Raw genomic sequence first — 24,635 nt, 5'->3', positions numbered from 1 at the left:
CCTATACCTCGAAACTGACAAGTTTGCGCAAGGCCAGAAAGTTCGCAACAATCAGGGCCACAATCGCAACGGCCATCGGTTTGAACATCGGATCGTCGCTTACGTCCGCATAATATGCAGGTGCCGTGATAGACGTGGCCAAGTAGATCAAGACAGGCAAACCTGACAACACATAAGCTGAAATACGACCTTCCGACGAGATTGCTTTGACCCGTCTGCGCATCATGATGCGGGCACGTACAACTTTGCTGAGCGTATCGATCATATTGGCCAGATTGCCGCCTGTTCCATGCTGGATTGCGATGGAAACAGACAGGTATTCAATGTCCTCATGCCCGGTGCGGTCGGCAAAGTCACGAAACGCATCGGTAAGGTAATCACCGTGGCTGACCTGATGCGCCAGTGTGCGGAATTCAGCACCCACAGGATCTGCCATGGTGCGTCCGACATTGGCGATGGTTGCATTGATCGGGTGACCCACGCGCAGCCCACGCATCATCAAATCCAATGCATCTGGCAGTTGTAGCGTCAGCGCATCCATGCGCTTGGAATAACGGCGGTTGACCAATTGCAGCACGATGAATGCCGTCAGTCCGATGCCTGCCGGGAATGCCAGCACGGGGCTGGTGAAGAATGTCAGCAAAGCGCCAAAGACTGCGCCGCCGCCCAGAATGCCCATGCAAAGGGCAAAGCGGCGGTCATCCAGATCGGCGCGGCGCAACAACTGACCAACATTCCCGATAAAGGGCAGGCTTAGGCCTTTGTCTGTGCGCGCACCTGACCGAACAAGCGCCGCAGCCTCTGTCTTGGTTTTCTTCGGGATCATCGCCTGAAGCCGAGAGCTTCTTGCGCGGGCCTGAGCGGTATCGGGTGCAAGGATCATCCGCACGGCGACCGCCCCCAGCAGGCTGCAGCCGATCACGCTGAGAATGGTCATGGTGGTCAAAGAAATGTCAGCCATCACACGGACCCGTCTGCCATGCTGGGCACAAAGGCGTCTGCAGCCAGTGGGACACCGGAATTTAGCAACGCTTCAAAACATTGCGGGCGCACGCCGGTTGCCATCATCCGGCCCTGCACTTTGCCTTCTTCATCAACACCCATTTTCTTGAAAACGAAGATGTCCTGCATCATGATTGTATCGCCTTCGAGGCCAACGATTTCAGAGATGCTCATGACGCGCCGACTGCCGTCGCTTAGACGGTTAAGCTGCAAAACCAGCTGTAAGCCGGCGGCGATCTGGTAACGTACGGCCTGCATGGGAAAGTCGTTGCCGATCATCGTGACCATCTGTTCCAGGCGGCTTACCGCGTCGCGCGCGGTATTGGCGTGAATTGTGGTCATTGAACCGTCGTGACCGGTGTTCATGGCCTGTAGCATGTCAAAGGCTTCGGCGCCGCGCACCTCGCCGACCATAATGCGGTCAGGGCGCATGCGCAGCGCGTTGACCAGCAGATCGCGTTGGGTGATCGTGCCTTTGCCTTCCGCATTGGCGGGGCGTGTCTCTAGCCGCACAACATGTTCTTGCTGCAACTGTAGTTCTGCCGCGTCTTCAATCGTGACCATGCGCTGGCGCGGGTCAATAAAGGCGGACATGGCGTTAAGCATCGTGGTCTTGCCCGAACCGGTCCCGCCAGAGATCAGGCAGTTCATCCGGCCCTTAACTGCCGCCTCAAGGAAAAGGGCGGCCTGACGGCTTAGCGCGCCGTGTTCAAGCAACTTTTCCATGCGCAGCGGCGTCTTTGAAAATTTGCGGATCGACAAGCTTGGCCCGTCGATGGCGCAGGGGCGGATAATGGCGTTCACGCGGCTGCCGTCTTCAAGGCGCGCGTCCACCCATGGCTGGCTTTCGTCAATCCGGCGGCCAACGGTTGAAACAATCTTGTCAATGATCCGCAACAGGTGGCGTTCATCGCGGAAGGAAACTTCGGTCCGCTCCAAGAGCCCGCGACGTTCGACAAATACCTTGTCCGTTCCGTTCACAAGAATGTCCGAGATTGTCGGGTCAGCAAGAAGGGGTTCAAGTGGACCAAGGCCCAGCACTTCGTTCAGAAGTTCATGGATGAGTTGCTTGAATGCCTCTGACGGCATCAGCGTGCCTTCAGATTTAAGGTGCTGTGCAACAAGGCCCGAAATTTCGCGGTGCAGGTCCTCGCGGCTTACCTTGTCCAGCAACGTCAGGTTCAGTTTGTCCAGAAGCAGTTCATGCAAGGTGCTTTTAAGCGCCATGTTCGGGTCCGCAGGGCGCGCCAGCGTTTGTGTCGGCGCGGGCTGTGCCGCTGGCACAGGTTCAGCAGCTTTGACGCTCTCGATCTTTGGCAACGGCGGCATCACTTTTACCGGAGACGCAGACGCGAGCGGCGCAGGTGTGTTGGCTGCTTGGGTCGGCGCGGTTGCACCGGTACGGGCGCGGGACTGGTTAAATGCCTTAAACATGATTGTGTTGCCCTTGCGTGGTTTCAGGTGCGGCACTGGATTTCGGTGCGAACATACGTCCAGCCAGCGCTGTGATTGCGCGTGCCATGCGCGAGCGCTTTGCGCTCATCTGTATCGGAATACCCAGATCACTGGCGCGCCGTGCCGTTTTTACGTCCAACGGGACCCAATGGGTCAGGGAGCGACCGATCAAGGCCTCGCATTCGCGCAGAGCTGCTGACAGACGCAGGGGTTTTTGCTGTTGATTTACGACAACTTCGACCGGCAGGGTCATATGTTCGTCACCGATCAGGTCAATCAGGCGGCGGGTGCGCTTGATTGACGGCAGCGAGGTGTCTGTGACCAAGATGACTTGTGCCGCCGCGCCTAGTACAGGCAGCGTCCAATCGGTAACGGCCTGCGGCATATCCACGACGATATGATCGTAACGGTCTTTGAGCATGGTGATCATAGCGGCAACATCGGATGGTGAAAGCGCATCGAGAGGTGCGAAAATGTCAGGCGCAGTGAGCACGTCAACGCCGCTGTTGTGGCGCACCATCGCGCGATCAATGAACGCGGCGCTGAGGGGGAGTTCGCCTTTTATCAGTGCGCCCGCTTCTGCGCTGTCAGGAAGGTCCATTGCCAGCGCAATCGCACCATTCTGGATATCAAGATCAAGAAGGGCGACACTGCCGGCACCGCCGATATCGGCCTGTGCTGCCGCAAGGTTGACCGCCAATGTGGTCGCGCCTGCACCGCCGCGTGCGCGGAGTAATACGGTGACACATCCGCGTTGTTTCTCTTGGGGCAAGGAGACATGTGCGGAGGCTGCCGGTTCCAGAGGTGGCTCGACAACGTCTTGGTGTGGTTCCTCAGTCGGGGCTTCGGGTGCTTTTTTCTGCTCCTCACGGGGAGGGAGGGAGATGATCTCGGCCACGCCTGTCTGAGTGAGACGTGCGCGCTGTTCATCGGTCAGGACATCCCGCGTCATTGCGATGCAGTGCGGGGCATCATCGCCTTGGGATTTTATCTTTTGCACCGCAACAATATCTTCGGCGATGCTGTTACTCAGCTCAAACACGACAAAGTTCAGGCCGGACCATGCCTGCGCGTTATCTGCGACAGCTTGCGTCAGTGAGCATTCCAGAAGTCTGCCGCGTACGGCTTGGTCGCTCTGCATCTCTTCGAGCATGGTTGCACCCACTGCCGGGCTTTGTGCCACAACCAGCACGCGGGCTATTGCAGGTGTGGTCACCGCTTCAGCGACCTGGCGTTCTAGATCATGGTTGGCATAAGTCATCGAGAGTGTCCTTATCGAATGGTTTCAGCAGGGAGCGACGCGCTCATGGAAGGGAAGAGAAAGCTCTGACCAAGGGTCGTATCGTCAGAGCCACCTGCGGAACGGGCAAGTGCGCCCAGAGGTGAGATGAAATCGAATTGCAGATCGGCAAGCTCAACTGTCACTATGGGCGTATACGGCGCGCCAACACGGTTAAGCGCGGGGTCATAGTGATAGGTGAACAACAGGTTCTCCGGTTTGGCACCCGTAGGCAGCAATGCTTCGACCTGAGCCCAAATCGCGGCCGCCGTCGGGTGATCGGTACTGCCCAAGCAGCTGCTTGCCTGAAGCTGTTGGCACAAGTTTGTGCGTTCCGTGCACCGTGTGCCGTTCGGCACATCCAGCGAAAGCGTACCAATAAGCCCGCGGGCGTTTGTTGCTGCCAGATTCGGGCAGACGGCTGGACGCACCGCGGCCATCCGCACGGCACGTTCGGTGGCCTTTTCGGCCAGAACGCGTGAAAAGCTCAAGCGCGCGAAATCAATCAAGCCAAAGACCAGCAGCAGGAACAGGGAAGTCACGATAGCAAATTCCACCAGAGTGGCGCCGTCTTCTGACCGGGAATATTTGCGGATGTTGGCATGCAGGTGGATCATGAACCGATGATCCTTGCGCTGTCGCTAATTGTTGTCGTTACCGCAGGAAGTGACCCGCCGCCAAATGAGAACATTCCGCTGAACGGATAGGTGATTTTCAACGTTGCCGTGATCGTCGCGACGGGCGCCGTTGCCTTGCCGCGCCAATCGCCTGAAACGCATTCTAACGTGCTGCTGACATTCAAAATATCCACATCAGATGAGAAGACGCTTTTTTGTGCCCGATCCAGCTGCACCATATCCGTAAGCGTCTCATCCCACTGCGCCACGCCCGCGCCAGATGTGCAGACATCTGACTGCACAACGCGGCTAAGATAGCGCGCAGCATCACGGACACCCGAAACGGCTGTTTGGTAGGAATGATATGTCCGCGATCCTTCGATGGCGACGCCAAGCATCAGCATCATAACCGGAAAGATCAGCGCGAACTCAACAAGAGCTGCACCGCTTTCTTCGCGGATGAAACGGGAGGAAGTGATCATTCGACCAGCCTCACTACGTCGCGCACGTCGACATCAAGGTTGCCGCGCCCGTCGCCTTTGCAGTTACTGCCCAGACAGGCGGTCACTTCAACGTCAAGAACGCCGTTTTCCGCGCTGCCCAAGGCAAAGGCTTCGAAATACTGCACCACAGGCGCACGCACACCTGCCTGAACGTCGACATTCAAACAATCAACGGCTGCGATCACCATCAGGCGGCGTTTCGTATCGAGCTCCAGATCAGGAGTTGGAGCGTCTTGCGGAGCACATACTTGCCCGACGAGATCGTTCACTGTGTCGACAACTCCGCCGATTACGCCGCCCAGAAGCCCGCCGCTGCTGGTATCGGCGGTACCAGTGCCGCCGCCGTTGCTCGAAGAAATCTCTCCCGTCGCTTCCAGTTCGGCAAGATAGAATTCGTAACGCGTTTGCGCTTCGGGGAAAGGGTCAACACCGCCGAAGTAGGTATCGACATATTCTGCTCTTCCGACAGTCCAGTTCCCATTGCCGCGCACGCTGCAATTGCCGATCAGAAAGCAATCATCAGCTGGCAGAGTGGTGCCGGTCGTCAGTGGATCCGGTACACAAATGCCCAAGGGATTGAACCGCCCGTTGAATAGCGTGGGAGCGGCCGCAAACGCATCACCGATCAGGCCGGTCGCAATGCCTTCAGCTCTGCCAAAACGGGTGTTGATGGAGTTCATAAGGTCATCGCCGTCCACTGACGTCGACAGGACCAGCCCACCACCGCTACCCGCGCAGGCAGTTTCGGGCTCTCGCGAAGCGATCAGGCAGGCGGTTAGCTCATCGCCCAGCAGACCGACACAGATATCCAGCCCGCCAATTACACTGGTCAGGGTGTCTACGGCGCCGATGTTTCCGGGCAGCAACTGACCAAGGTTAACACTGGCGTCCAGCCGCAAGGTCGATCCAATCGCGGCATCTGTGTCCAGGCTGATGGTCGGGGCGCACATGGCAATCGGCGCGACATTGCACGCCTCAAGCTCGAACTGCGCGGCAGCGCGCGCAGATGTCAGCGTGTTGATGGAACTGCCGTTCAGTGAGGTGAGGATTGCGCCAAAGCCAAGCGGTACGTTGGCCGGGGCAACCTGAATGTCGATGAAACGCGCGCTTGCGGGTTCAGTCGTTTCATATTGCGGTGCGCGTTCGAACCTGCCTTCACGGTTGGATTTGTAGAAGGTCATGGTGACGATGTCAGAGGCAACCAGCGCTTTGCTGCCCTCTGCAAATGTCTGTGTATCGGATATCAGGGACGTACCTGCTGCCCGCGCACGGGTCAGCGCATCCGGCTGTCCGTCAAGCTCGGCTGCGGCCGCGAGGGCGATACTGTCGGCATATGATTGAAGTTCGGACTGGGTTGTTCCCAGACGCCCCATGTCAAAGACAAGGCCGATGAGGCCAAGGAAGGCGACCAGACAAAGAGCCCAGAGCACCATCATGCTGCCGTCTTCGCCGCGACGGTAGGCGCGCGTAACCGAATGAGGAAGCATGAAGAAAGCCTTTTGTGCGGGGGGGGAACCTTCGCCACAGCCCATAGGCGCGGCGAAGGTTTTTTCGAAAGTTAAGCGTGAGACTTATGGGGTAGTGGTTGTTTCTTCGCCCTTGAGAGCGCCAGAAGCTGCCGTCATTTTGGCGTCAACGTCGTTACCAAGCGCCAAAAGAGCACCGGCGCCAACTGTCACGGCCAGACCAAGAGCGATGCCGTACTCAACAAGGGTTGCACCCTCTTCGGAGCGGCGCAGACGGGCGAATACGTTTTTGATGTTAAGTTTCATGTTGTAGTCCTTTAATCGTTAAGGGGCGAAAATTCCGCCGGGGGGTATGAGCTGACACCATAGTGCCGCCGATGACCTCAAATTAGCTTAAGAGATATTTAACCACATCGTTCACAAGGATGATGGTTTGGGGCCATTTAAGGGCAAAGCGGGGGCGGACCGGACAAGATCGCTGATTTCACACCAATAGCGTGTATTCTTTGAAATGGTTGATAATCCACAAGGTCGGTTAACGAATCTTGTCTGATTGGCCGTCTCGGTTTTGCAAACTATTCATCTTCCCACATCTTGCAGATAAGATAGTAACTGAACAAAAGAAGGAGCAGTACAAACCGTGCCGCGTTCAAGTCTGACTGACCGAAGCCAAGTGCTGCCTTTTGAAGGAGCCACCGATCTGCATCAACGGATCGCGCGTAACTTTGTCTTCATTACGGATTGGAATGCTGCGTTGGCAGGGCACTTCGAGCTGTCAGCGATTGTTCAAATTTTAACACGGCAAATAGAATCCTACAGCACCGCGTTGTTCCGGCTGTTAAGAGACGATGCGCTTCCTGTGGCATCCGCGATCCGGCCGTCAGAACCCGGTCCAGCCCCCACAAGCAGTGGCGCATTGCTGCGGTATCTGCGTGATACCCGATTTGATGCACTGCAATCCGGCGCGATCTTTCATTTATCCGCCTTGCGCGCGGAGCCTGAATTCGCCGACAGCCCTGCCGCGTCAGAATGGGATGCGCGGCCTGATGTCATTGAGGTGAGTGTCATTATTCTGGAGGCTGAAGAAGACAGAATTGACTCTTTCGAGATCGTCTTTGATGTGCCGCCAAAGCGTAGCGCCGAAATCCCGCCGGTGCTGGTGACTTCGGCCTTGGCCTACGCTTGGACACTGCGCAGCCCGGGTCTGATATCCAGATTGACCCGTACCCGCAGTCGCGCCCTGTCGGCGGCTGGCGGCGGTAATAATATTTTGGGTCTGGGCAATCCATGCGGCCTTAGCCGTGCTGAATTGCGGGTGTGCCAGTTGGTGGCTGCAGGCGACAAGGCGAAAGAGATCGCCGAAGTGTTGGGCGTGTCCATCGCAACAGTCCGGACCCATCTGCGTAATATCTATGCGAAGACAGATACAAGCGGCCAGATCGAGCTTGTTGCCGTGATAAACGCCGAGAAGGAAGATGGCGCGTGAGTCTTGCCGCCTTTGGCCTATGGGCCTGTGTGCCGATCCTGCTCTACACGATCTATACAGACCTCTCTGATCTGCGCATTCCCAACAGCGCTGTCATATTGCTGGCAATAGTGTTCATCGCGACGCAGCTCCCGTTTATGCCACTGCCTGAATTGGCTTGGCGGATACTTGCAGCGCTTTTCGTCTTCGGTCTCAGTTTTGTTGTATTTGCTTTGCATTTATTGGGCGGGGGAGATGTGAAGCTTTTGCCCGCAGTCGTCCTGTTCGTGCCATCAAATGCATGGGCCCAGTTTGTTCTGGCGCTTTCTGTGAGTGTTATCCTTACCCTGACAGTTTTGCGTCTTGTACGTGGTTTTACGGGCGGCGGGCGTTGGCTATCTGTGAACCAGAGCGCGCGTTACCCGCTTGGGCCCGCAATTGCTTTGGCAGTTCTGATCTATAGACCGCTGGGTGCAGTCGTTATTGCTGCTCTTTCTGGATGAGCCGCTGAAACCGCCGGATTGGACTATGACCTTCAGGCGCTGGGGGTGATCGTTGCGCAGGCCTCTACAAAGGTATCAATGCGCCAGATTATTTCACCCGGACATATCGCAAGATCGGCGTAGGGGCCTTCTAGATGTGCGATGATCTGCGCTTCGCACTGGTGCGCTGTTGTACCCAAGTCATGAAATCCAACGGTACCCGCGGTACCGGCGATCTGATGCAGAATGTTCCGCGCACTAACAAGGTTGCCATTGATTTCGTCAGTGGTCTCCCCGTCCCAAGCGGTAAGTACATGTTGTGCGATGCTGTTCTTGCGGTCTTCCAGTAGGTCGACAAAACGATCGCGAATTCGATCAAGACCGGGCAATTGCTGCGCGATGGCGGTCATGCGATTTCCTCCATATCGAAAAGGTCATAGTTCAAACGCTCATGTTCAGCGGCGGCCTTTTCGGCTGATGTTTGTGCCGTAACGAGAGACCCCAGAATCTGCTCACCTGATTTCCAGGCAAGGCGAACAGCAACGCCAACGCTAACGCGTGGAGGCATCACGGTATCACCGTCGGGAATGATCCCAGCCCGGTTCAGGTTCAGATTAATCCGATCAGCTATGGCAGCCGTATCCGGACGGCCGCGGCTTTCTGTGACGCAGACATAGGTGCCATTGCCCGCATAGGAAATCAGGGCGTGACGATAGCTTAGCGTATCAGAGATCACTCCGGCCACGTCAGCGAGGAGCAGTCTGACGTTATCAGCACTCAGCCTGTCGAAATATGAAGCAGGGTTTCGTAATGTGACGGCAAAAACCGTGGACCCGAATAATGCGGTTCGGGAAAGCTGCGCGAGATAGTTTTTCATAGCGTCCATAGAGATGACACGATCAATATCGTGCAGATCAATCTGCGCCGCGAAGTCCAATTGTTCAGTGGCATTGTTAGCGGCTTGCTTTGATGTGGTTTTGCGGCTTTGAACCAACTGGTGGATCACGTTGACGCGGGCTCTCAACTCTTTCAGGTCGAAAGGTTTGGAGACATAGTCAGTTGCACCGGCAGCGAACGCCCCGTCAATATACCGCGTCTCTGACATGGCAGTTAGCATCAAGATCGGGGCTGCTTCGTATTTTTTGATCTTACGGATAAGTCCCGCCAGCGCGGTTCCGTCCATTCCGGGCATCCGGATATCGAGGAAGAAGCAGTCAAAGGGATCGTCTTCTTGTTCAAGCAAGGTCAAGGCGTCTTGTGCCGATGCAGCCGCAACCATCACATGATCGTCCATGGTTGAGAACACTTGCCCCAGAATCCCCAGGATGATTGGATCATCATCTACCGAGAGAATCTTCATTGCAGGGTACTCCACTCAAGTTGGGCATTCAGCGCTTTGTTGATGGGAAGGTCGCTGGAAAAAATGGCGAAAGTGGGTCTATTTGGTAGCAAATGAGGGGTGTTAAGTTGGAAGCGGCGCGATCCCGGACGGAATAATGCTACTTGGATTGGTGCATGTCCGCGCCTGCCCAGTTGCGCAGGGGCTATGACTTAGGCCGCAGTGGGTATCTCACTCACGCGCAATCACTATATAAAGTGTCTGAATTCTACCTTGAGGCTGCTCCGCCAATTAACGGTGCCGGTTATGAGACGTTGATGTCAGGCTGAAATTTTTGTCTATATTCTAAGACTTTGTGTGCTGTGGGCGCGTGCTTCATGATTGCCCGATGGCATATATCGGTTGACCTGAGCATGGCGGGATTGAATGTTGGCGCAAAGGTTTGTCGCACAAAAAGGGGATAGGAATGGCTGTTGAGAACTGGGTCGCAAAAGACATCGAAGCGCTGACAGAGTTCCGGCGCGATCTACACCGGAATCCTGAACTTTTGTACGATGTGCACCGCACCGCCGCGAGTGTGGCAGCGCGCTTGCGCAGCTATGGTTGTGACGAAGTGGTTGAAGGGATCGGCAAGACTGGTGTGGTTGGCGTCATCAACGGGCAAAGCAGCACATCGGGACGTACCATCGGTTTGCGTGCTGATATGGATGCATTGCCGATTGAGGAAGAAACCGGTGTCGCATGGTCCTCGACCGTAGCAGGAAAGATGCATGCTTGCGGGCATGATGGACATACGACCATGCTACTGGGTGCGGCTAAACATCTGGCCGAGAGCCGCGCGTTTGATGGCTGCGTTCTGGTCATTTTCCAACCCGCCGAAGAGGGCGGTGCTGGTGCGCAGGCCATGATCGAAGACGGCATGTTCTCGCGTTGGCCCTGTGACGAAGTTTACGGCATGCACAACCGGCCGAACCTGCCGGTGGGCGAATTTACCATCAACGAAGGCCCGATTATGGCTTCCGTGGACGAAGTGCGTATACGGGTCACCGGGCTGGGCGGCCACGCTGCAATGCCACACAGTACGGTTGACCCTCTGCCGATCGCAGCGGCGCTGATCCAGGCTGTGCAAGGCCTGACCGCGCGCAGCGTAGATCCAATGGATAATGCTGTCGTATCGCTTTGTACCATCCACGCTGGCGATGCATTTAACGTGATCCCGCAAGAGGTCGAGATCACCGGCACCGTCCGCACCCTGCGCGAAGAAGTCCGCAACCACATCGAACAGCGCTTGCGCATTCTGGTCGAGCAGACCTGCGCGGCACAAGGGGCGAAAGGGCATCTGGAATATATCCGGATGTACCCTGTCACAGTGAATGACCCCGAAGGAACGGCCCGCGCCGCGCGTGCGGCCCAAGAGGTGGCGGGGGATAATAATGTCTCGCTTAATATGCCAGCCAGCATGGGCGGCGAGGACTTTTCGTTCATGCTGAACGAAGTGCCGGGCGCGATGATCAACATTGGTAATGGGCCTTCAGCAGGGCTCCACCATCCGGCGTATGATTTTAACGATGATGTGATTGCTTGGGGGTGTTCGTTCTGGACAACCCTTGTCCGTCAGCGGTTACCGCTGGCATGACATTTCGCATTGTTTTTGATCTTGATGGCACGTTGATTGACAGCGCGCCGGACATTCAGGGCGTGGCGAACGCTTTGCTGGCCCCGTATGGCATGCAAATCACTTTGGCGCAGACCCATTCGTTTGTCGGCAATGGGGTGCCCGTTTTTGTGACCCGTATGTTAAAGGCTGTGAAATTGCCGCAACAGTTGCACGGTGACATGGTTGAGGCGTTCAAGGCCGCATATCTTACGGCCCATCATGACACAGTGCTTTACCCGCAGGTGGGCCAGACGCTCAAAGCTCTTCACGATGATGGACATGCTTTGGGTATTTGCACAAACAAACCTCTCGCGCCGTGTATGGCGGCGATGGACCACTTGTCGCTCAGTCCCTATTTCCAGACCTTTTGGGGTGGTGATAGCCTGCCTGTATCAAAACCTGATCCCGCGCCATTGCTTGCTGCATTCAAGGCTTTGGGGGCGGGGCCATGTATCTATGTCGGAGACAGCGAAGTGGATGCGCAGACGGCACAAGCCTGCGGCGTGCCATTCCTGCTTTTTACGGAAGGGTACCGCAAAACCGAGGTTTCCGACATTCCCCATACGGCTGATTTCAGCGACTTTGCTGAGCTGCCAGAGCTGGCTATGCGATACGCTGGGCCGCTTTGACGTTTTCAGAAACACCCACCGCGCGGGCATTCGCACGGTGGGTTAGGTCGGCTTATTTCCAGCCAACGTCGTTGAAGATTTCTTGGGCTTTTGGCAGGTTTTCGGCCACAGCTGATAGATCGACACTGTCAGCTTTAAACTCGCCCAGCTTCGCGACGCTTTCGCTCAGCGCGACACCGTCAACGGCCGGGAATTCATCATTGCCCGCAGAGAAATACTGCTGCGCCTGATCGCTGGCGAGGTATTCAAGAAACGCGATTGCATTGTCGCGGTGCGGCGCATTCGCGGCAACACCGGCGCCTGAAAGGTTCATATGTGCACCTTCGGCTTCCTGCGCAGGGAAAATCCAACCGATCTGGTCAATGCTCTCGGTTACGCCTGTGACGTCGGTGCGCAATGCGCGTGCGAAATAGTATGAGTTCGCGATCGAAATATCGCATTCACCGGAAACAAGGCCGCGCAGTTGGTCGGTGTCGCCGCCCTGTGGGTCGCGGGCGAAATTGTCGACCATGCCTTGTGCCCAGGCATGCGCAGCTTCTTCACCGTGGTTTTCGATGATCGACGCCAGCAGGGTTTGCGAATACGTGCTTGAAGAAGACCGGTGGCAAACCATTCCTTTGAATTTCGGATCGGCAAGCGAGACATAGTCGAGCGGTGGTTCGGTCACGTTGTTTTTGTCATAAAAGATGATCCGTGCGCGCTGGGAAAATCCGAACCACTGGTTCTCATTGTCTTGCAGGTTGGATGGAATGCGGTCTTCCAGCACAGCGCTATCGATGGATTGCAGCACGCCTGCATCTTTGGCGCGCTTAAGGCGCGAGGTGTCTACCGTGATCAACACATCAGCGGGAGAGTTCGCACCCTCGGCTTGCATGCGCGCGATCAGCTCATCCGCTTTGCCTTCGATCCGGTTCACTTTGATACCGGTGGCTTCGGTGAAATCGCTATAAAGCCGTTCGTCCGTGTCGTAGTGGCGTGAAGAGTAGAGATTGACTTCGCCCTCAGCTGTTGCAGCGTTGACGCCGGCCACAAGGGCAGCGGCAGCAATGACGAGGGGGGAAAGGGGGGAGCGGGCCATGATGATTCCTCTTTGGCTTTATTCCGATTATTTTTGTCAGATACTAAGTTCGTGCGGCCAATGCAATAAACTTGATTGTTTTAGTCGGAATAAATTTACTAGGGTCTTTCATGCCCAATCAAGCAATCCGCCGCTGCGATGTTCAATCAGTAAACGCGGGCTGGTTGCAGCCGCACAGCGTAAGCGGGTGGCGGATTGGTCTGCGGTCGCTTTCAGTGCGTCAAAGCTGAACAGGGGCAAACCGGCCCTTTTTAGATCCGCTGCAAGGTCGGCGCGCGCGGGATTGACTGCGATACCTTCATCGCTGACCAGAACATCAATGTGTCGGCCTTGGGTGGTCACACAGCGCACATCATCCACCAGTTTGGCATAGCCGCCACCCCCAAGACCTGTGGTGACGATTGTCAGTCGCGCGCCTTCGGCCGCATCGGGATGCCCGCCCGGGCCGCCGATAAGCCTGCCATCCCCGCCGATCGTGACATTGACATTGAACTGGCGGTCAATCTCCACCGCGCCCAACACCATGACATCAAGCCGGTTCACGATGGCCAGGCTTTCCAGCGGGTTGGCGTATTCCGAAGCGCTCATGGCAAGGTGGTGCGGGTTGATGATCGAGGACGCGACGGCTGCACCGTCAAAGCATTGTACATCATGAATACGCTCGAACAGACCCGCGCGGTGTAGCTCTGTATGTGCGCCTGTAATCCCGCCTGACAGAAAGCTGCCGCGCAGACCGGCGCGGGCCATCGCGGCTCCAATCAGCGGTACCGAGGCAAGGGAGTATCCTCCCGCACCTGTTTGCAGGGATAGCCCGTGGCGCATCATACCTGCAGCGGCGATGACCTCTGCGACCCAACCGCCGATCTGCTTTGCCTGAGGCGTTTGCGCAGGCAATGTGGTGTCAGAAGCAATGCCGCTCACTTCTCCGGGGGTATCGAATGGCACCACTGCATCCACCTTATCGCCGGGGATGTCGGTATGGGGCAGAGGGCTTTGCGTGATTTCATGCGCGCAAACGACCGTGTGGCGGGCATAGCCCGAGTCAACTTGTGCATAGCCTAGCGGACCACAGGGCAGCGCACCGCCCCGGCCCGTGCATGCACCATCTGCCTGCGCAAGTGACGCGCCCACAAATGCGACATCAACGCGCAACAGGCCTGTGCCCAACGCCCGCGCCCGACCGCCATGACTTTGCAACAAGGCAGGGCCGCGCAGCGCACCTGACAACAATGCAGCGGTAACAGGCCCCTTGGCGTAGTCGGTCACAACGTCGCCGATCACACCGCTTTCGATATGATCAGCAAGCGGCGCGTGTACCGGAAACAGAGAGCTTGGCGCGATGGTCAATCCGCGCAGACCACGCCGCGCAGCCTCAGCCAGAACCGCGTTCATCAGCCGGTCACCATTGCGGTAGTGGTGGTGAAAGGACAGCACCGCCCCGTCGCCGATACTGAAGGCATCAAAGGCTGCCGAAAGGTTACGCACCTGTTTGTCCGCTTGTCGCGCATCAGAACGTGGAGGGCGCATCTGCAACGAAGCGACCGGTGCAGGGCCCATCGGCCCCAAAGGAGTGGCCAGCGGGCCGGTCAGGTATGCCAGCCGTGCGCTTTGCGTATCTGATCCCACTGCTAGAACCGCGCGGCGGCTGACATGGCCAGCCTTCCCTCAGGGGTCGCCGCAGCCAGTGTGACGGTTTGACCTTTCTGGCGCGCATGTAGCGTGAAAGGTGCTGTGTCAAATAGCGGGCTGGCCGCACGAAACTCAAAACTCTCGGGGCGCGCGCCGCCCATGACGCGCTGCGCCAGATCCATCAGCAGTGTGGCAATCAGGGGGCCGTGCACCACCAGCCCGCCATGCCCTTCGACATCGCGGGCATAGTCGCGGTCATAGTGGATGCGATGCCCGTTAAAGGTCAGCGCCGAATATCGGAAAAGCATGACTTCCGAGGGGGTGACAGTTTCTTTGTGCTGCCAATCATCGCCGACGGGCACAGTGAGGCGGGGCGTCGCGCTGGGCGAAGGATCTTCGCGGTAAACAATATCATGCTCTTCCCAAAATGCGGGTCTGTCTGCATCGCCGATCTCGTGGCGCACGGTGACAAAACACAAGGCGCCGGAGCGGCCCTGTTTCACGGATACATCCTTGATTACAGATGTCTTGCGGACGTTTTCGCCGATATGCACATCATCGCTAAAACCGAACCGCCCTCCGGCCCACATGCGTCGGGGTAAAGCAACAGGGGGCAAGAAGCCGCCCTTTGCCGGATGTCCGTCGCGTCCAAGTGCGCTGAGCGGGGCGGAGCGTAGAAAGTATATCCAGTGCCACAGCGGCGGCAGAGTATCGCCCGAGCCTAGTGCGGGCACCCGATCCAATGTCATCTCCATCAGGTTTGCAGGACCCACATGAAGCGTGTCTTCGAGCATCTCCTTGCGTCCAATCCATTGACGAAGGATTTCGGGGTCTTGGGTCGGTTGCATGGGCGCTCCTTTGTGCGATGTCCCAACTGTCAGATTTGGTGCCTCTGCGGTCAAGCCGGAGAATTTTGTCGGACGGACTGCCATTTATATAAACGTGCCCTACGTTAGGCATTTCACGATAGATAGGTTTGCCCGAAGCTGTGCTGATCAATACGGAAAATGATGCAATAGATGCCGTTATCACTTGGGTAGACGGGAACGCGCCTTCTCATCGGGCTTTGCGGGCCCAGTATATGGCGCAAAACAGCGCGCCTTTGAACCTGAACGCCAGCAATCCGCATCGGTGGGAATCCAGCGACGAAATCTATTACTGTCTGCTTTCCATACATAATCACGCGCCTTGGGTGCGCCATATATGGATTGTGGTTGACCGCACGGCGCCTGATTTCTCTCAACTGCCCGCAGGCTTGAAGGCCAAGCTGCGCATTGTGTTGCACGAAGAGATTTTTGAGGGTTACACAAATGTACTGCCCACGTTCAACTCGCTTGCCATCGAAAGCGTTCTGTGGCGGATCGACGGACTGAGTGAGCGGTTCTTGTATTTCAATGATGATGTTTTTCTTACCGCGCCTTTAAATCCAGAAGATGTATTCGCGCGAGAGCGTCCCGTGCTGCGCGGGCAGTGGCGGGATTATGCGGCGATGCTTGATGATCCGAAGGCAAGGGATGATCCCGCGCTATTCAACCACTTTGTCCAAATCAATGCAGCAGCCCTGTGCGGTTTTGGCCCCGCGCGTGTGTTTGCTGCGGCGCATGTGGTACACCCGATGCGGCGCAGCATCATGGCGCAGCAGTTCAACCAGCAGCGTGCCGCCTTCGAGAACAATATCAAGCCGAGGTTTCGGGAGCTTGAGCAATTTCTGCCTCAGGGCTTGTATAACCATGCCTGCATTGCCGAAGGGCGGGCTGTTTTTGCGCCTGCCAGAGACTATCGGCACATCAAAAGTGGTCAGGGAGCGTTTGACGCGCCAGAAATCACACGCGCCCTTTTGGTCCGTGACGCACTGGCGGAAACGCGGTTCTTATGTGTGAATGATCTGCCGCAACTCGAAGCGCTGGTGCCAGACGCGCGAAATCTAATCAGTGAGGCAATTGGTGGCGGTATGCGTTAACGGGGCTTTTATTGTTTGCTGCACAAGCTAACAATGACCCCGCACAGCAAGGAGCCGACGCAATGTTTCTAAAGAACGCATGGTATGTGGCCGCATGGGGTCATGAAGTAACACGTGCCCTGCAACAAGTCGTCGTGCTGGGTGAGAAGATTTGCGTTTACCGCACCGAAGGTGGTGAGGTCATCGCGCTGGAGGACGCCTGTCCGCACCGCAAGCTGCCGCTCTCAAAGGGGCGCATCAAAGGGGACAACGTGGAATGCGGCTATCACGGGCTGACCTTCGATTGTGCAGGCCAATGCGTTTGGGCGCCCGGGATCGGACGCATCCCGTCAGACGCGCGGGTAAAACCCTATCCTGTGCATGAAAAATACGGGCTGATCTGGATATGGATGGGTAATGCGGCCATCGCGGACGTAGAAGATATCATTAATATTCCAAACTTTGACGATCCTGAATGGGGCCTTAACACCGGTGCGGCGATGGGGCTCAACTGCAACTATCTGTTGATGTGCGACAATCTGTTGGACCCCACACATGTGGCCTGGGTGCACGAAGGCTCGTTCGCCTCAGACGCGACCAAGGACACGCCGCTGCGGGTGACCCGAACAGATGACGGTGTGATTGTTCACCGCTGGATGATGGATCATGCGCCTGCGCCATTCTATGCCAAGATTGTGCCCTTCGAGGGCAATTGCGATCGCCTTCAGCATTACGAAGTCCGCTACCCCGGTCATGCGCTGATCCGCGCGGTGTTTACCCCCGCAGGCACTGGTGGTGCAGACGGGCCGCTGTCGGACGAGACGTTTATCATGGACAGCTACAACTTTATGACGCCCGTGTCAGAACGTGAAACGCGTTACTACTGGTTCCAGCTGCGCAATCTGCGCCCTGACGATCAGGCCCTGTCAGAAATGATGTCTGAGGATGTGCGCAAAGCATTCGAGGAAGACCGCGCCGTTCTGGACGCCGTGCAGATCGGGCTGGAGACAAAGACCTCTGCCCATATTGATCTGGGGATTGATGCAGGCCCGCTGCGCTTTCGTCGCCAATTAGAGGCGATGATCGCGCAAGAGGCGTTGGTAGACGAAAAGATGCGCTAGACGGCAGCAAACTCGTCATAGGCCTCAAGCGCTTTGGCACCGAACGCGATAGACGGACCTCCGCCCATGTAGCCGATCATTTCCAGCGCCTCGCACAGCTCTTGCCGTGTTGCGCCAAGACGTACCAGCGATTTGACGTGAAAGCCGATGCAGCTGTCGCACCGGGTAGAGATCGCAATGCCAAGGGCGATGAATTCTTTTGTCTTTTCGTCCAGCGCACCATTCTTTTTGGCTGCTTTGCCCATGGTGTTGAAGCCGGCAAACATATCGGGGGATTGCTGCTGCAACGCACCCATCCGCTTCATCGTATCATCAAGGAATTTGGTCCAGCTCATATCGTCTCCTTTAGCGGCTTTCATCGGCGCCCATCTTTCGCTCCAGCCAGCGCACAAAGAAGCTGATCACAAGCACCAGCACAAGGTATTCGAGGATCAGGAGCGTGTAGATTTCCAGCGGGCGGTATTCTGTCACGACCAGTTCATTCGCGCGGCGGGTCAGTTCCTGCATCCCGATAACGGAGGCAAAGGCGCTCATTTTGACAATGTAGATGAACTGGTTCGCCAAAGGTGGCAGGATGCGCCTGATCGCTTGCGGCAGGATCACATATCGCATGGTTTGCGTATACGTCAGACCAATGGTCTTGGCCGCTTCGGTCTGGCCGCGTGCGATGCTTTGGATGCCAGAGCGGTAGATTTCGGCAGTGAAGGCGGAATCGGACAGGGCCAGCGTGATCACGGCGCCCCAGAACGCATCGATCCGCACCGAGATACCCATCGATTGCAGCACGACAGGCAATCCATAGAAGACCCAGAACAGCATCGGCAATAGCGGGATCGCCCGGATGAATTCGATGTAGATGCGGCTTGGCAATCTGATCCAGCGGTTCGCAGACATGCCGGGAAGCGCCACCAGCAATCCGATCACCATCGACAACACGGCCGCGATGACCGACAGCAGGATCGTTGCGCCAAACCCGTCGAGCAAGAAGCTGATATTTGACCAGCCTTTTGGCGTGGTCGGGTCGATGACGTACCACCCCCAATTTCCAGCACTTCCGCAGCCGGCAAGAAGCGTCAGGCAAGTCAGCGCTATAAGATTTTTCATGCGCGCGCTCAATGTTTCAGGATCTGGTTAAGGAAAGTGCGGCACCGCTCGGTTTGCGGGTTGCTGAAGAATGCTTCAGGCGTACCCGTCTCAACGATCTGTCCGTGATCCATGAATACCATGCGGTCAGCGGCGCGACGGGCAAAGCCCATCTCGTGCGTGACGACGATCATTGTCATTCCGCTTTCGGCCAGATCAACAATAACGTCCAACACCTCAGAAATCATCTCCGGATCCAGCGCTGAGGTGGGCTCATCAAAGAGCATGATCTTGGGCTCCATACACAAAGATCGTGCGATGGCGACACGTTGCTGCTGGCCGCCTGACAGCGCGCCGGGCTTCTTCCCTGCCTGTTCGGGTATCTGGACCCGTTCGAGGTATTTCATAGCGCGCGCTTCGGCGTCTTTGCGGCTTAACCCGCGGGCCTTCATCGGGCCAAGCGTCAGGTTTTGCAGGATGGTCAGATGCGGGAAAAGATTGAATTGCTGAAACACCATCCCGACCTCGGATCGGATTGCCTCAATCGAGGCGGCATTTCCCATGGTCGTGCCATCAACAACGATGCTCCCGCTGTCATGCGTCTCAAGGGAGTTGACGCAGCGGATCAGCGTTGACTTGCCCGAACCGGACGGGCCGCAGATCACAATTCGCTCACCATGGGCCACGTTCAGGTTCACGTCTTTGAGAGCGTGAAGATCCCCGTACCACTTGTTCAGGCCTTTGATCTCAATCGCGTTTGTCTGATCTGTGTCTGCTTGTTCTGCCATGGAAGCCGTCCTGTCAGAGAATATAACCGATATGATAGTTGCCCAATGTGTCGGCGGCGTTAAGTTGCAGTACACAATAGATTTGTCGCATTTGCGAACACATAGAACAATCCACTGGGGAAGACACATGAAATTACTCAAATCTCTCGCTCTTGCGGCAGGCTTTGCCGCCAGCGTTCTGGCCGGACCGGCGCTGGCGCAATCCGCGCTCAACGAAATTTTGAGCGAAGGCAAGCTGAAGGTCGGCACCACAGGAGATTGGAACCCGATGTCTGTCCGCGATCCCGCGACCAACTCCTATGTCGGGTATGACATCGATATCATGACGCAGCTGGCCGCCGATCTGGGTGTCGAGCTTGAAATGGTGCCAACGGATTGGAAGACGCTGGTAAACGGTGTTGTGGCAGGCAATTATCACATGACCGGCTCTGCCTCCATCAGCCCTGCGCGGCTTAAGGCTGCGGGGTATTCCGACAGCTATATCGCCGTTGAAATGTTCCCCTTCACCACCGAAGACAAGCTGGTGAATTTTGATGGCTGGGACAGCATCAATAAAGAGGGCGTGAAGGTTGCGACCACTCTGGGCACGTCCTTTGAGAAGATGGTCAAAGAATGGTTCCCCGCTGCCGAGATCGTGGTTGTCGAAGCACCCGCACGCGGCTTCCAAGAGGTGCTTTCAGGCCGTGCGGATGTGTTTGTGACATCCAATATCGAAGGTTCCGAGCTGCTGCAAAAGTTCCCAAATGTGCGTCAGGTCGAAGTCAGCTCTCCGCGCGCACCGACGCCGATTGCGATGCTGCTGCCGCAAGCTGACCAAGTCTGGATCAATTACGTCAACAGCTGGATCGAGCTGAAAAAGACCCAAGGGTTCTTTGATGATGTCGCCGCGAAATGGGGCCTGTAAGCCCCGTTTGATACCACACCAAGGGGGCGCCAGCGGGCGCCCCTTTTCATTCAAGGCAAAGCCAGACCATGATAGATGAAGACCTCACCCAAGGGCCGCTGACCGGCCATTTCCGCCGCCTCGCAATCCCTGCTGCTATCGGCATGTTGTTCAGCACTCTCTATAATGTTGTCGATACTTTCTATGCTGGCTTTTTTGGCACGCAGGCACAGGCTGGGCTGGCTGTCGGATTTCAGGCGTTCTTCATTCTGGTCGCAATCGGTTTTGGCCTGAGCTCCGCGATGAGCGCGCTTGTCGGCAATGCCAAAGGCCGCAAGGATCAGGCCGAGGCACGGCATCTTGCGGTACAGGGCACCGGCCTTGCGGCAATGGCAACACTGGTGATGATGGCAATTGCTGCATTCGCTGGGCCTTCCCTGATTGCGGTGGTGTCGGAGCCGGGCGGCTACCGAGATGCAGGACTGGGGTATTTCAGCTGGCTGATGTTTGCTTTGCCGGGGTTCATCATGGGGCCCGCCGCGAACGGTATTCTACAAGCACGCGGTGACACCCGCACCATGCAGCGGGCCCTTGTCGTGGCATTTTTCGTGAACGTGGGCCTTAATCCGCTGCTGATGTACGGAATCCCCGGTGTGATCGGTGGGCTTGGCTTCAACGGAATCGCGCTTGCCACCATTCTTAGCCAAAGCGGTGTTGCTGTCTTCATCCTGTGGCGGGTCTTTGGGCGCGCAATGATGCGAGACCTCAAACTGGCTGAGTTCATGCCTGTCCCCGCGAAGTATTACGAGATCATCGCCCAAGCATTCCCCGCTGGCTTTGCCTTGTTGGTTACCTTTTCCAGCGGTTTCATCGTTCAATATGCGCTGAAAGACTACGGTGAGGCTGCGTTGGCGTCATACGGAATCACGATGCGGGTTGAGCAGTTGTTCCTGTTGCCTGCGCTGGGCATCACGATCTCTTTGGTTCCGATCGCAGCGCAGAATTATGGTGCCGATAACAATGATCGTGTGCGCGCAGCGTTTCACCGCTGCTGGATTTTGGGTGTGATCGGCACATCGCTGGCGTTTCCGTTCTTGTGGTTTGGCGGCGGTTTGGCGGCGCGGGTTTTCTCGGATGATCCCGAGGTTATCCGTATCTCTGCCCTGTTTCTGAAGGTAGAGGCCGCGATCCTGCCAATCTATGTCGTGCTTTTTTCGATCAACTCTTTGCTGCAGGCACTACAGCATGCAGCTTGGACAATGTGGATCGGCATTTACCGCCAGTGGATCGGTATTGCCCTGTTCATCTGGTTGTTTGCCTATGTGATCGATGGCGGCCTGACAGGCGTGCGGCTTGGCATCGCAGCCGGAGTGGGAACGGGCCTGCTGCTATCGCTATGGGTAGGGGTACGTGTCGCGAACAGGTGTATCGGTGGTCTGGGTATGCCAACTTTGTCGCTTAAGGCCTGAAAAATTAGCAAGCGGCGCACTAAGCACCGCTTGCGTTGGTGCCTATAGCCCCAGCTTTCCGACCATGGTCGCGATAATCCGGGCGTGCACGACTGCGCGGTCGGTCCCTTCTGGGTCTGTGCAGACCGGATCATCGTTCTCTTCTTTCAGGATTGCCGCACCCTGTGGTTTGCACAGCGGTAACACCGAAAAATGCGCTGCAGGAGAAATGCGGGTGATATCGGCCTGCGGTACCACAGTCGGCAACCCCGCGATGTCAAAGTCGGTCGCGAGCAGGCGGCTGTCACCCTCGCCGAATGACATCAAGGTTACATCGCCAGTCAATCCGGCAGCGTCCTCCTCCGTTATGCCCCAGATCAGACCCGGGTCCATTGCGAAGACTGAGGTGATGCGTGCATCGCTGTAATCACCGTTCCACTGCGCCTCTGACACATCCTCCAGTCCGGCATTGCCATGCAACAGGTCGGCGCAATGACTGGACGCCTCACCATACGTTTCACAATGCGCAACATAACCTGCGTGGTTGCCGTTCAGCCCGCCCAAAGACAGAGCGGTCCAACCGCCATAGGAAAATCCTGCTGCCATGATCCGCGCAGGATCAATCCGTCCGTTCAATTCCGGATCAGCCAGAACTGTATCAAGGGCAAGACGCACGTCTTGTGTGCGGGTCCAATGCTTGAGCCCCTCTGCCAGATCGAAGTCACCCCATGTCGAGTTGGGGTGGTTGACCGCAACCACAATCGCGCCGCTATCTGCCAGCGCAGTCGATAGCCACCCGAGAGAGCGGATATGACCGCCCATTCCATGACTGAGCAGAACCAGCGGGTGTTTGCCTTCTGCCATCTTTGCGTCTTTGAGGATCGGCATCCCTATGAAGACCGGATTTTCGGCATAGGTTTCTGCGCTTCCACCGCCTGCTGCCGGATAATAGATCGCGCCGGTCACGGGGCGCCCATGATGCGGAGCATCAAAGCTGAGGTCGCGCATGCCGGCCGGATCGGCAGCTGCGGTCGACGCAATCATCAGGGCGAAAGCGGTTTTTGGTAGTAGGGTCATGTCAGTTTCCATTTGTTGAATTGTGATGACGCTTTGATGCGACACAACTGGGCTGACACGCGTCCTGAATCCTGTTTGAGGTCGCCAAGATCGCGTTTTAGGACCATCGTGCGCCAGACAAAGGTCGAAAGGACCCCCATGCCCAGCCTGCCAATTCCGATGATCAGCGCCCTGATACTAAGCTGTTTGTTGTTGCGTTTGTTGATTGTGGACAAACGGCATGGCCCGCTGGCGATGCTATTGGCTCTTTGCGCGCTACAAGGGCTGATTATTTCACTGGCGCAACATTTTCAGGTGTCGTGGGCGCGCCCTTTGCAGCCAGTGACAGCAAGCCTGATCCCGCCAATGGCTTGGGTTGCGTTTCAAACGACTGCGGTGCGAAAGCCAAATGCGCGCGATGCGGTGCACCTGATCGGACCGTTTTGCGTAGTGGCTGCTCTTTTGATACAGCCGCAACCGCTCGATTTTCTGATCCCCGCGGTTTTCGCCGGTTATGGTCTGGCGATCGTCTGGCAGTCCCGAAAAGGGGCCGACGCTCTCCCGAGGATGCGTCTGGAAGCAGGTGACATGCCGGGGCTGGTTTGGCAGATCATCGGCTGGGCCTTGATTGCCTCAGCGCTGAGTGACGGATTGATCGTCTTGGTCCAGATCATTGGGATGGGATATCTTCAGCCTTGGATCATCAGTATTGCCTCCAGCACAACGCTGGCTGTGATCGGTGTGCTGACCTTGTCGGGCGCGTTGGGGGCCGGTGCGCCTGATCCCGAAGAGGCAGCCGCCCCGCGAGAAGCAGACGCGCTGGACACGCAAATCATGACGCAGCTGGACGCTTTAATGGCGCAGGCACAGCCGTATCTGAACCCAGATCTAACCATGTCTCAACTGTCGCGCCGGTTGCGGGTGCCTGTGAAGCAACTGTCGGGCGCGATCAACCGTGTGACCGGCGACAACGTCTCGCGCTATATTAATGCGGCGCGGATTGCAGCGGCACAAAACTCGCTGCTGTCTGGTGAAAACGTGACGGCGGCAATGCTGGGGGCAGGTTTCAACACAAAATCTAATTTTAACCGCGAATTTTTGCGTGTCGCCGGCGCAAGCCCCAGCGATTGGCTGGCACAGCAGCGGGCCTAAGGGGCTCCCTTTGCGAATGTCCTTAATTACGGGAAGACCGCAAGCGCTGGGCGAAAGGGTAGTAGCTGTCGATATCATCGTGAAACACTCGTCCACTCTAGTTCGACTGGCTGACTGCTGCACTCTGTACCACCTCACCAAAGAAGGCGGGTCAGATGTGGTTCTGGTAGAGCCGGACCTAGGCCACGCAGATGACCACCTTTGGCTTTAACCGCGCGATGGTCGGGCTCAACTCCCTTTCGATCAGATATTATAAAGAGCTGTGCAATGCCCCCAATATCCGGTCGGATATATCCAGAGAGATCGCGGCAATCGCCTTGCCTCGACAGTCGCAGATGGACGGCTATCGCGACTTCGCCTCAACGGCGCGTTACGTGCGTGCCTAGACCATTTTCTTAACTGCCACGGCCTGTTGGAGGCCGAGACGACATTCGCGCGCACGGGTGCATAGCACGGGGCGCTTCCGGTATGGTTCACAAATTCTGCGGGCGCTGGTCTGATTTCGCCGCGCGCGGATTAACCTTGAATTCATGGCAGTAGGGTATCACCGGATCAACAGCCCCG

27 protein-coding genes are annotated in these 24,635 nt (G+C 56.7%); 11 read left to right on the top strand and 16 right to left on the bottom strand.

Annotation, left to right across the window (positions count from 1 at the left end):
* Position 1: 1 nt before the first annotated feature.
* The 7 genes from K3757_RS15735 to K3757_RS15705 form a co-directional block, all read right to left on the bottom strand.
* Positions 2 to 961: a type II secretion system F family protein gene (locus tag K3757_RS15735; protein WP_259996899.1), complete on the bottom strand. Its 960-nt coding sequence runs from the start codon at positions 959 to 961 to the stop codon at positions 2 to 4.
* Complete coding sequence (locus K3757_RS15730; protein WP_259996898.1) at positions 961 to 2,436, bottom strand: CpaF family protein; 1,476 nt, start codon at positions 2,434 to 2,436, stop codon at positions 961 to 963. Before K3757_RS15730 ends, K3757_RS15735 begins: the two co-directional genes overlap by 1 nt.
* Positions 2,429 to 3,718: an AAA family ATPase gene (locus K3757_RS15725; RefSeq protein WP_259996896.1), complete on the bottom strand. Its 1,290-nt coding sequence runs from the start codon at positions 3,716 to 3,718 to the stop codon at positions 2,429 to 2,431. Before K3757_RS15725 ends, K3757_RS15730 begins: the two co-directional genes overlap by 8 nt.
* Positions 3,719 to 3,729: 11 nt before the next feature.
* The gene (locus K3757_RS15720; RefSeq protein WP_259996893.1) at positions 3,730 to 4,353 is read right to left on the bottom strand and encodes a TadE/TadG family type IV pilus assembly protein; all 624 of its coding nucleotides are present in this window, start codon (positions 4,351 to 4,353) and stop codon (positions 3,730 to 3,732) included.
* Positions 4,350 to 4,835, bottom strand: coding sequence for a TadE/TadG family type IV pilus assembly protein (locus tag K3757_RS15715; protein ID WP_259996892.1), 486 nt, complete (start codon positions 4,833 to 4,835; stop codon positions 4,350 to 4,352). The genes K3757_RS15720 and K3757_RS15715 overlap by 4 nt, the downstream gene beginning before the upstream one ends.
* Entirely contained in the window at positions 4,832 to 6,343 is a 1,512-nt protein-coding gene (locus K3757_RS15710) for a TadE/TadG family type IV pilus assembly protein (RefSeq protein ID WP_259996891.1), read from the bottom strand. Before K3757_RS15710 ends, K3757_RS15715 begins: the two co-directional genes overlap by 4 nt.
* Before the next feature lie 84 nt (positions 6,344 to 6,427).
* Complete coding sequence (locus tag K3757_RS15705; RefSeq protein WP_259996890.1) at positions 6,428 to 6,628, bottom strand: Flp family type IVb pilin; 201 nt, start codon at positions 6,626 to 6,628, stop codon at positions 6,428 to 6,430.
* Between the two features lie 334 nt (positions 6,629 to 6,962).
* Between K3757_RS15705 and K3757_RS15700 the strand changes: the two genes are divergently transcribed.
* Positions 6,963 to 7,808, top strand: coding sequence for a helix-turn-helix transcriptional regulator (locus tag K3757_RS15700; RefSeq protein WP_259996889.1), 846 nt, complete (start codon positions 6,963 to 6,965; stop codon positions 7,806 to 7,808).
* The gene (locus tag K3757_RS15695; protein WP_259996888.1) at positions 7,805 to 8,290 is read left to right on the top strand and encodes a prepilin peptidase; all 486 of its coding nucleotides are present in this window, start codon (positions 7,805 to 7,807) and stop codon (positions 8,288 to 8,290) included. Before K3757_RS15700 ends, K3757_RS15695 begins: the two co-directional genes overlap by 4 nt.
* A 32-nt stretch (positions 8,291 to 8,322) precedes the next feature.
* Here K3757_RS15695 and K3757_RS15690 read toward each other — a convergent pair whose 3' ends face one another.
* Entirely contained in the window at positions 8,323 to 8,679 is a 357-nt protein-coding gene (locus K3757_RS15690; RefSeq protein ID WP_259996887.1) for an Hpt domain-containing protein, read from the bottom strand.
* Positions 8,676 to 9,629, bottom strand: coding sequence for a two-component system response regulator (locus tag K3757_RS15685; RefSeq protein WP_259996884.1), 954 nt, complete (start codon positions 9,627 to 9,629; stop codon positions 8,676 to 8,678). Before K3757_RS15685 ends, K3757_RS15690 begins: the two co-directional genes overlap by 4 nt.
* A gap of 155 nt (positions 9,630 to 9,784) precedes the next feature.
* On the opposite strand from K3757_RS15685, the gene K3757_RS15680 reads away from it, so the two are divergent.
* The 3 genes from K3757_RS15680 (at position 9,785) to K3757_RS15670 (ending at position 11,894) form a co-directional block, all read left to right on the top strand.
* Positions 9,785 to 9,937, top strand: a complete 153-nt coding sequence (locus tag K3757_RS15680; protein WP_259996881.1) for a hypothetical protein — start codon at positions 9,785 to 9,787, stop codon at positions 9,935 to 9,937.
* 137 nt (positions 9,938 to 10,074) lie between these two features.
* Positions 10,075 to 11,244 (top strand): M20 aminoacylase family protein, encoded by a 1,170-nt coding sequence (locus tag K3757_RS15675; protein WP_259996880.1) that lies wholly within the window; start codon positions 10,075 to 10,077, stop codon positions 11,242 to 11,244.
* Complete coding sequence (locus K3757_RS15670) at positions 11,241 to 11,894, top strand: HAD-IA family hydrolase (protein ID WP_259996879.1); 654 nt, start codon at positions 11,241 to 11,243, stop codon at positions 11,892 to 11,894. Before K3757_RS15675 ends, K3757_RS15670 begins: the two co-directional genes overlap by 4 nt.
* A 52-nt stretch (positions 11,895 to 11,946) precedes the next feature.
* Here the strand turns inward: K3757_RS15670 and K3757_RS15665 are convergent, their stop codons facing one another.
* From K3757_RS15665 to K3757_RS15655, 3 genes are all read right to left on the bottom strand, one after another.
* Positions 11,947 to 12,972, bottom strand: a complete 1,026-nt coding sequence (locus K3757_RS15665; protein ID WP_259996878.1) for a Fe(3+) ABC transporter substrate-binding protein — start codon at positions 12,970 to 12,972, stop codon at positions 11,947 to 11,949.
* A 108-nt stretch (positions 12,973 to 13,080) separates the two neighbouring features.
* Positions 13,081 to 14,598 (bottom strand): citrate lyase subunit alpha, encoded by a 1,518-nt coding sequence (locus K3757_RS15660; protein WP_259996877.1) that lies wholly within the window; start codon positions 14,596 to 14,598, stop codon positions 13,081 to 13,083.
* 2 nt (positions 14,599 to 14,600) lie between these two features.
* Positions 14,601 to 15,449 carry a MaoC family dehydratase N-terminal domain-containing protein gene (locus tag K3757_RS15655; protein ID WP_259996875.1) on the bottom strand — a complete coding sequence of 283 codons (849 nt, stop codon included), beginning with the start codon at positions 15,447 to 15,449 and terminating at the stop codon, positions 14,601 to 14,603.
* 140 nt (positions 15,450 to 15,589) lie between these two features.
* Between K3757_RS15655 and K3757_RS15650 the strand changes: the two genes are divergently transcribed.
* Complete coding sequence (locus K3757_RS15650; RefSeq protein WP_259996874.1) at positions 15,590 to 16,561, top strand: stealth family protein; 972 nt, start codon at positions 15,590 to 15,592, stop codon at positions 16,559 to 16,561.
* Positions 16,562 to 16,623: 62 nt separating this feature from the next.
* Entirely contained in the window at positions 16,624 to 17,661 is a 1,038-nt protein-coding gene (locus K3757_RS15645; RefSeq protein ID WP_259996873.1) for an aromatic ring-hydroxylating dioxygenase subunit alpha, read from the top strand.
* Here K3757_RS15645 and K3757_RS15640 read toward each other — a convergent pair.
* The 3 genes from K3757_RS15640 to K3757_RS15630 are packed head-to-tail and all read right to left on the bottom strand — an operon-like array spanning position 17,658 to position 19,532.
* A complete protein-coding gene (locus K3757_RS15640) occupies positions 17,658 to 17,966 on the bottom strand; it encodes a carboxymuconolactone decarboxylase family protein (RefSeq protein ID WP_409202589.1) in 309 nt (102 codons plus the stop codon). The two genes, K3757_RS15645 and K3757_RS15640, sit on opposite strands and share 4 nt — an antisense overlap.
* A gap of 40 nt (positions 17,967 to 18,006) precedes the next feature.
* Positions 18,007 to 18,765: an amino acid ABC transporter permease gene (locus tag K3757_RS15635; RefSeq protein WP_259996870.1), complete on the bottom strand. Its 759-nt coding sequence runs from the start codon at positions 18,763 to 18,765 to the stop codon at positions 18,007 to 18,009.
* 8 nt (positions 18,766 to 18,773) lie between these two features.
* Positions 18,774 to 19,532: an amino acid ABC transporter ATP-binding protein gene (locus K3757_RS15630; RefSeq protein WP_259996869.1), complete on the bottom strand. Its 759-nt coding sequence runs from the start codon at positions 19,530 to 19,532 to the stop codon at positions 18,774 to 18,776.
* A gap of 127 nt (positions 19,533 to 19,659) precedes the next feature.
* On the opposite strand from K3757_RS15630, the gene K3757_RS15625 reads away from it, so the two are divergent.
* Entirely contained in the window at positions 19,660 to 20,436 is a 777-nt protein-coding gene (locus tag K3757_RS15625; RefSeq protein ID WP_259996868.1) for a transporter substrate-binding domain-containing protein, read from the top strand.
* A gap of 68 nt (positions 20,437 to 20,504) precedes the next feature.
* Positions 20,505 to 21,884, top strand: a complete 1,380-nt coding sequence (locus tag K3757_RS15620) for an MATE family efflux transporter (protein ID WP_259996867.1) — start codon at positions 20,505 to 20,507, stop codon at positions 21,882 to 21,884.
* A 42-nt stretch (positions 21,885 to 21,926) separates the two neighbouring features.
* Here K3757_RS15620 and K3757_RS15615 read toward each other — a convergent pair whose 3' ends face one another.
* Entirely contained in the window at positions 21,927 to 22,940 is a 1,014-nt protein-coding gene (locus tag K3757_RS15615) for a hypothetical protein (RefSeq protein ID WP_259996866.1), read from the bottom strand.
* Positions 22,941 to 23,078: 138 nt separating this feature from the next.
* Here K3757_RS15615 and K3757_RS15610 point away from each other — a divergent pair, with 138 nt between their 5' ends.
* Together K3757_RS15610 and K3757_RS15605 are read left to right on the top strand one after the other, a co-directional pair.
* On the top strand, positions 23,079 to 24,071 hold the full coding sequence (locus K3757_RS15610) for an AraC family transcriptional regulator (protein ID WP_259996865.1): 993 nt from the start codon (positions 23,079 to 23,081) through the stop codon (positions 24,069 to 24,071).
* Between the two features lie 191 nt (positions 24,072 to 24,262).
* On the top strand, positions 24,263 to 24,457 hold the full coding sequence (locus tag K3757_RS15605) for a hypothetical protein (protein ID WP_259996864.1): 195 nt from the start codon (positions 24,263 to 24,265) through the stop codon (positions 24,455 to 24,457).
* Positions 24,458 to 24,635: the final 178 nt, after the last annotated feature.

Source organism: Sulfitobacter sp. S223 (assembly GCF_025143825.1).
Lineage (GTDB): Bacteria > Pseudomonadota > Alphaproteobacteria > Rhodobacterales > Rhodobacteraceae > Sulfitobacter.
Note: the sequence above shows the minus strand (reverse complement) of the source record. Positions and strands in the feature narration are given on the sequence as shown.